This is a genomic window from Flavobacterium aerium, assembly GCF_030766725.1.
GTDB classification, from domain to species: Bacteria; Bacteroidota; Bacteroidia; order Flavobacteriales; family Flavobacteriaceae; genus Flavobacterium; species Flavobacterium aerium.
Genome location: NZ_JARQWR010000031.1, coordinates 1 through 1,160, shown reverse-complemented (window position 1 = coordinate 1,160; position 1,160 = coordinate 1). Strand labels below are relative to the sequence as shown.

1 protein-coding gene is annotated in these 1,160 nt (G+C 38.4%); it reads right to left on the bottom strand.

The genetic code is table 11. The features are described 5' to 3' along the window. Positions 1-1,160, bottom strand: a 1,160-nt coding sequence (locus P6733_RS17840; protein WP_306354311.1) for an OmpA family protein, incomplete at both ends; no start/stop codon positions are given.

The following is a 1,160-nucleotide window of genomic DNA, read 5'->3' as shown; positions in this document are numbered from 1 at the left end:
GATTTAGCTCTTCTACTGGAGAGTTTCTCATTGTAAGAAGCTGTTGCTCTACTATCGGTATGCGAACGAATATCAATCTTCATCTTTGGATATTCTTTCATCACAGAGATAATCTTAGCTAAGTCCACCGCTGCATCAGCTCTGATGTTGGATTTATCCAAATCAAAGTAGATGATCTTAATACCAAAGGTTTTCGCTAAATCATCTCCCGGTACTACCGTTTTGATTTTCTTCTCTAAGGCGATATTCTGTTCTGTACTTCCTGTAGTTTTAGGAATAAGGATTGATACTTCTTTGGTTTCGTATTGTTTCTGTATCGCTCTTACATAATAGTTTTGCTCACAGTCTACTTCAAAGTTATACACTGCTTGGTCATTAGCATAGACTTCTTTGATTAGGTTGAATTTTGAGTCAAAGAGCATCACTTGTGCATTGGGTAGTAAAACTCCTGTATCGGCATCGGTGATGATTCCTGTTAGGGCTTGTTCACAATTAAAAGGTAAGGGTTGTTTTTCATATAGTTTGAAAATATCATCGTAACCTATGGTTTCTGCTCTGTTGGTAGAAAAGAATCCGTATTTGGTTGTATTGTCAATCAAAAAAGCAAAGTCATCACTGCTTCCATTAACCGGTGCTCCTACATTGTATACTTTCTGATAGGTATTGTCTTTCTCTAGTTTGGAGACAAATATATCTAATCCTCCTAATCCAGGATGTCCATCCGATGCAAAGTACAATTCGTTGTCGGCTGCAATAAAGGGGAAGGTTTCTTTTCCTTCAGTATTGATCTTATCTCCTAGGTTCTCTGGAGTACCATAGCTTCCATCACTGTTGATCTTCACTTTGAAGATATCGGATTGTCCTTTGGTTCCAGGCATATTCGAGGCAAAGAAAAGTGTTTTCTCATCGGGGCTTAATGCCGGGTGTGCAACACTGTATTCATTCGAGTTAAAAGGTAATTCGGTGATGCTTGTCCACTGATTGTCCTTTAAGGTAGCTTTATAGATTTTTAATAGGATGGTTTTTTCTTTGCTTTTTTGTTTTTTCCCATCCAAGAAGTTATTGCGGGTAAAGTACATGGTTTGTCCATCTTTGGTGAATACCGGAGTAGACTCGTGGAACTTTGAAGCAACTTTACTCGAGAATTTCTCAGGGGCACT